This window comes from Actinosynnema sp. NPDC059797, assembly GCF_042732085.1.
In the GTDB taxonomy this organism is placed as follows: domain Bacteria; phylum Actinomycetota; class Actinomycetes; order Mycobacteriales; family Pseudonocardiaceae; genus Actinosynnema.
In genome coordinates, this window is the sequence record NZ_JBHWIE010000442.1 from 1 (window position 1) to 5,318 (window position 5,318).

6 protein-coding genes are annotated in these 5,318 nt (G+C 73.2%); 5 read left to right on the forward strand and 1 reads right to left on the reverse strand.

Annotation, left to right across the window (positions count from 1 at the left end):
* Positions 1-220 precede the first annotated feature (220 nt).
* The 4 genes from ACFV4N_RS39330 to ACFV4N_RS39345 all read left to right on the forward strand — a co-directional run bounded on the left by ACFV4N_RS39330 (position 221) and on the right by ACFV4N_RS39345 (position 3,662).
* Positions 221-703, forward strand: a complete 483-nt coding sequence (locus tag ACFV4N_RS39330) for an HAD domain-containing protein (RefSeq protein ID WP_499677772.1) — start codon at positions 221-223, stop codon at positions 701-703.
* A gap of 24 nt (positions 704-727) precedes the next feature.
* Complete coding sequence (locus tag ACFV4N_RS39335; protein ID WP_499677773.1) at positions 728-1,408, forward strand: response regulator transcription factor; 681 nt, start codon at positions 728-730, stop codon at positions 1,406-1,408.
* Complete coding sequence (locus ACFV4N_RS39340) at positions 1,405-2,682, forward strand: HAMP domain-containing sensor histidine kinase (protein ID WP_499677774.1); 1,278 nt, start codon at positions 1,405-1,407, stop codon at positions 2,680-2,682. The genes ACFV4N_RS39335 and ACFV4N_RS39340 overlap by 4 nt, the downstream gene beginning before the upstream one ends.
* Before the next feature lie 248 nt (positions 2,683-2,930).
* Positions 2,931-3,662: a CAP domain-containing protein gene (locus ACFV4N_RS39345; protein WP_499677775.1), complete on the forward strand. Its 732-nt coding sequence runs from the start codon at positions 2,931-2,933 to the stop codon at positions 3,660-3,662.
* Positions 3,663-3,712: 50 nt separating this feature from the next.
* Here the strand turns inward: ACFV4N_RS39345 and ACFV4N_RS39350 are convergent, their stop codons facing one another.
* On the reverse strand, positions 3,713-4,180 hold the full coding sequence (locus tag ACFV4N_RS39350) for an Lrp/AsnC family transcriptional regulator (RefSeq protein WP_499677776.1): 468 nt from the start codon (positions 4,178-4,180) through the stop codon (positions 3,713-3,715).
* A 141-nt stretch (positions 4,181-4,321) separates the two neighbouring features.
* On the opposite strand from ACFV4N_RS39350, the gene ACFV4N_RS39355 reads away from it, so the two are divergent.
* A partial coding sequence (locus ACFV4N_RS39355) for a thiamine pyrophosphate-dependent enzyme (protein WP_499677777.1) occupies positions 4,322-5,318 on the forward strand: 997 nt, incomplete at its 3' end.

Below are 5,318 nucleotides of genomic sequence, written 5' to 3' on the forward strand. Positions count from 1 at the left end.
ACGCCCTTCGCGGCACCCCTTGACAAGGGTGGTTGCCTCAGGCAGGCCATACGGGGAGACCACGAGCCACGCCCTTCCCCCCCGGAGGCCTGCCCAGCGGCGAGCGACCGCCTTTAATCTTTCACTCCCGTGAGGTCTGCCCAGCGGCGAGCGACCGCTTTGATCTTTCACCCCCGTGAACCCTTTCAAAGCCGGCGCACCCCGCACATACAGTGCAAGAGTGCGCCGCCGCCCCCTGCTCTTCCTGGACGTGGACGGACCCCTGATCCCGTTCGGCGACACCGAACACCCCACCTACCCCCCGCCCCACCACGACAACCCGCTCCTGACCCGCTGCGACCCGTCCCACGGCCCACGCCTGGCCGCCCTGCCCTGCGACCTGGTCTGGGCCACCACGTGGGGCGAGGACGCCAACCGGTTCATCGCCCCACGCCTGAACCTCCCCCCGCTACCGGTGGTCACCTGGCGGGAACCGGACGCGCTCGACCGCTACTACCGGTTGCACCACAAGACCCGCTCCCTGGTCGACCACGCCGCCGGCCGCCCCTTCGCCTGGCTGGACGACGAGATCACCGCCGCCGACCGGTCGTGGATCGCTGAGCACCACCCGGCTCCCGCGCTGCCGCACCGCGTCGACCCCGGCACCGGCCTCACCGGCGCCGACTACTCGACCCTCACCTCCTGGCTGCACAACACGACCTGACCCCCTCGGGCTACCGTGCCCGCCATGGTCTCCGTGCTCCTCGTCGAGGACGACTCCGTCGTCCGCTCGGCGGTCGCCCGCGCGCTCACCCACCTCGGGCACGCCGTGCTGCCGGTCGGCACCGCCCTGGAGGCGTTGCGCGAGATCACCAACTCCACCTTCGACCTCGTCGTCCTCGACCTGGGCCTGCCGGACATGGACGGCGGGGACGCGTTGCGGATGATGCGCGGCGTGTGCGACGTGCCGGTGATCGTGGCCACCGCCCGCGACGACGAGGCCGAGATCGTCCGCCTCCTCAACGCGGGCGCCGACGACTACCTGGTCAAGCCGTTCTCCAGCGAGCACCTCGCCGCCCGCCTGACCGCGGTGCTGCGGCGGGCGCGCAAGCAGGCGCCCGCGGAGGCGCTGCGGATCGGCAGGCTGACCGTGGACCTCGACCGGCGCGAGGCGCGGCTGGACGGGCGGGAGCTGAACCTGACCCGCAAGGAGTTCGACCTCCTGGCCTACCTCGCGGCCCGCGAGGGCAAGGTGGTGCCGCGCGCCGAGCTGCTGGCCAACCTGTGGAACCTGCCCGGCCGCCACGACGACCAGACGCTCGACGTGCACCTGTCCTGGCTGCGCCGCAAGCTCGGCGAGCGCGCCGCCCAACCCCGCTACCTGCACACCGTGCGCGGCGTCGGGTTCAAGCTCACGGCGGCCGAGTGAGGAAGTCCCTCGCCCTGGTCTCGCTCGCGGTCACCTCGATGGTGGCGTTGGCGTTCCTCATCCCGCTCGCCCTGGTGGTGCGCCAGCTCGCCGAGGACCGGGCGCTCACCGACGCCGAGCGGCGGGCGGTCGCGCTCGCGCCGGTGCTGGTGATCACCGACGACCCGGCGGCGATCGGCCAGGCCCTGGCCTCCGGCGCGGGCGGGGTGGCGGTGCACCTGGCGGGCGGCGAGGTCGTCGGCGTGCCCAAGGCGACCGACGACCAGCTCGCCACCGCCCGCGACCACGTGCGCGCGTCGACCGAGGTCGTCCCGGCGGGTCTCGTCCACCTCCAGCCCGTCCTGCTGGACCAGGGCCGCGTCGCCGTGGTCGAGGCGTTCGTGCCCGAGGCCGCGCTGTCCCGGGGCGTCACGCAGGCGTGGCTGGCGCTCAGCGGCGTGGCGGTGGCCGTGGTGCTGGCCTCGGTGCTGGTCGCCGACCGGCTCGGGGCGCGCGTGGTCCGGGCGGCCGCGGCCCTGGCCGACGGCGCCCGCCGCATGGGTCAGGGCGACCTCGACGCCCGCGTCACGCCCAGCGGCCCGCCCGAGCTGGTCGACGCGGGCGGCGCGTTCAACCGCATGGCAGACCGGATCGGCCAGCTGATGGCGGGGGAGCGCGAGCTGCTGGCCGACCTGTCCCACCGCCTGCGCACACCGCTGACCGCGCTGCGCCTGGACTCCGAGACCCTGGGCGCGGACCCGGGCGCCAACCGCGTCCGCCAAGCGGTGCACGCCCTGGAGCGCGAGGTCAACGAGCTGATCCGGGCGGCCCGGCGGGAGCTGGACGACCCCGGCGGCGGCAGGTGCGACGCCTCGCGGGTGGTGCACGACCGGCTGGTGTTCTGGTCCGCGCTGGCCGACGACCAGCAGCGCCCGTGGAACCTGCGCGGCACCGAGCGCAGCGCGGTCGTGCCGCTCAGCCGCAGCGACCTGGCCGCCGCCATGGACGCCGTGCTGGGCAACGTCTTCCGGCACACCCCGGAGGGCACCGGGTTCGTGGTGGCGCTGTTCCACCAGCCCGACCGGGTGGTGGTGGTCGTCGAGGACGCCGGACCGGGCATCGAGGACCTGGAGGCGGCGCTGCGGCGGGGGAGCAGCGGCGCGGGCTCCACCGGCCTGGGCCTCGACATCGCCCGCCGGGCCGCGGAGTCCACGGGCGGCTCGCTCGTGGTCGACCGGGGCCCGCTGGGCGGCACCCGCGTTCAGCTGAGGCTCTCGCTGGCCGACCGGACCTGATCGCCGGAGTACCTTTCGCGCGCCTGATGGAAGCTTTAAATCTTCCTTAAATAAATGCCCGGTTGACATTCTCGCACTCGGCGATAAGGTTATTCACGGAATTAGGGCCGACCGCAGCGCTCCCCTCCCTTGCCCGGTCCGCCCTGTTCCCTCTTCGGTGCGGCGGTCGCAGCGCTTACCCTGCGAAGAAGCGCTCACGCGACCGCCGCGCCCGAAAATCCCGCCGAATGCAGAACGAGGTTTTCCCCGTGTCGCGCAAGAGTCGAGCGCTGCCCGTCGCCGCCATCCTCGTCGGCTTGGCCCTGACCGGGTGCGAGCACCCCGACGGAATGGCCCTGGTCACCCTCGGCGCGACCGCGGTGGGCACCCCGCCCGCCCCGGTCGACGGGGGCGTCACGACCACCGGGACCACCACCGGAACGCCGAACACGACGAGCACCACCACCGAACCGACCTCGCCCTCCCAGACCCAGCCGCAACCCCGACCGCAAACCCAGGCGGAGCAACCCCGGGCGGAGCAACCCCAGGCGGAGCAAAGGCAGGCGGAGCAGCCCCGGCAGCAGCCCCGGCCCGAACCGGCCGCGCCCACCAGGAGCGACGTGGAGACCGCCGAAACCCGCGTGTTCGAACTGACCAACGCCGAACGCGCCGCCCAGGGCTGCCCCGCCCTGGCCGCCGACGACAGGCTCGCCGAGGCGGCCCGCGCGCACAGCGCCGACATGGCCGCCCGGAACTACTTCGACCACGTCTCCCAGGACGGCCGCTCCTTCGTCGACCGGGTCAAGGCAGCCGGCTACCCCAGCCCCGGCGCGGAGAACATCGCCGCGGGCCAGCGCACCGCCGAGGCCGTGGTCAAGGGGTGGATGGACTCGCCCGGCCACCGCGCCAACATCCTCAACTGCAAGCTCAAGGCGCTGGGCGTGGGCATGGCCCGCGGCGGCTCCTACGGCATCTACTGGACCCAGAACTTCGGCTGGTAGCCCGCAGCGGGCAGTTGGCCCACCTGCCCGCCCACCAGTCGGCCCACCGGCTAGACCGGCAACTCGGCGGGCAACTCGTCCAGGATCAGCACCGTGTGGCTGGACGTCACGTCCGGCATCGTCTGCAACCGCGACAGCACCAGGTCGCGCAGGCTGTGCGCGTCCGGCGCGCGCACCAGCAGCACCAGGTCGTAATCGCCCGACACCAGGGCGCCGTGCCACACCTCGGGGATCTCCAGCACCCGCTGCCGCACCGCCTTCCACGAGTGCTGGCTGATCTTGAGGTAGACGTAGGCGGAGATGCCGAAGCCGTAGCGCTCCGGGTCCACCACCGCCGAGTACCCGGTGATCACGCCGTCCCGGTGCAGCCGCTCCACCCGCGAGTACGCGCCGGCCCGCGAGATGTGGAGCCTCTCGGCGAGGGCCCGCATCGACAGCCGCCCGTCCGCGCGCAGCTCCTCCACGATGCGGCGGTCCAACTCGTCGAGCGGTGCCGAACGTCCAACCTTCGCCGTCATGCGGCCGACCATAACCCGTTCGCGCGGCCGTTCGTCCAGGAAAGAGGCGCACGTCTGGATCTTTGGCCGATGTGACGCGGACCATGCCCCCAACTCGTCGCATGAGACCCATGCGAGGTCACCGGAGACTGGGAGGCGCCCATGGCCCGCACCCGCACACCCGAGCGGACGTTGCTGCCCAGCGAGGAACCCCTGTCGCTGCTGCGCAAGGACGGTTCGCCCGTCGAGGACTCGCCCCTGGTGATGCCCGGCGACGACGTGCTGGTGGAGCTGCACCGCCGGATGGTGGTCGGCCGCCGGTTCGACGCGCAGGCCACCGCGCTGACCAAGCAGGGCAGGCTGGCCGTCTACCCGTCCTCGCGCGGCCAGGAGGCGTGCGAGGTCGGCGCGGTGCTGGCGCTGCGCGAGCAGGACTGGCTGTTCCCCACCTACCGCGACTCGGTCGCGCTGGTGACCAGGGGCGTCGACCCGGCGGAGACGCTGACCCTGCTCCAGGGCGGCTGGCACCTGGGCTACGACCCCTACGAGCACCGCGTCGGCCCGCAGTGCACGCCGCTGGCCACCAACACCCTGCACGCGGTCGGCTTCGCCCACGCGGCCCGGCTCAAGGGCGAGGACACCGCCGCGCTGGTGCTGCTCGGCGACGGCGCCACCTCCGAGGGCGACACGCACGAGGCGCTGAACTTCGCGGGCGTGTGGCGGGCGCCGGTGGTGTTCCTGGTGCAGAACAACGGCTACGCGATCAGCGTGCCGATGTCCAAGCAGAACGCCGCGCCGTCGCTGGCGCACAAGGGCATCGGGTACGGCGTGCCGTCGGTCCTGGTCGACGGCAACGACGTGGCCGCCGTCTACGCGGTGGTGCGCGAGGCGCTGCACGCGGGCGGGCCCACGCTGATCGAGGCGGTCACCTACCGCATCGAGGCGCACACCAACGCCGACGACGCCAATCGCTACCGGGACCCCTCCGAGGTCGCCTCCTGGCTCGACCGCGACCCGGTGGACCGGATCGAGGCCCACCTGACCGCGCGCGGCCTGCTGGACCACGCGCGCCGCGAGGCCGTGGCGGCCGATGCCGAGGAGTTCGCGGCACGGGTGCGGGCGCGGCTCAACACCGACGTCGAGCCCTCGCCCGCAGAGC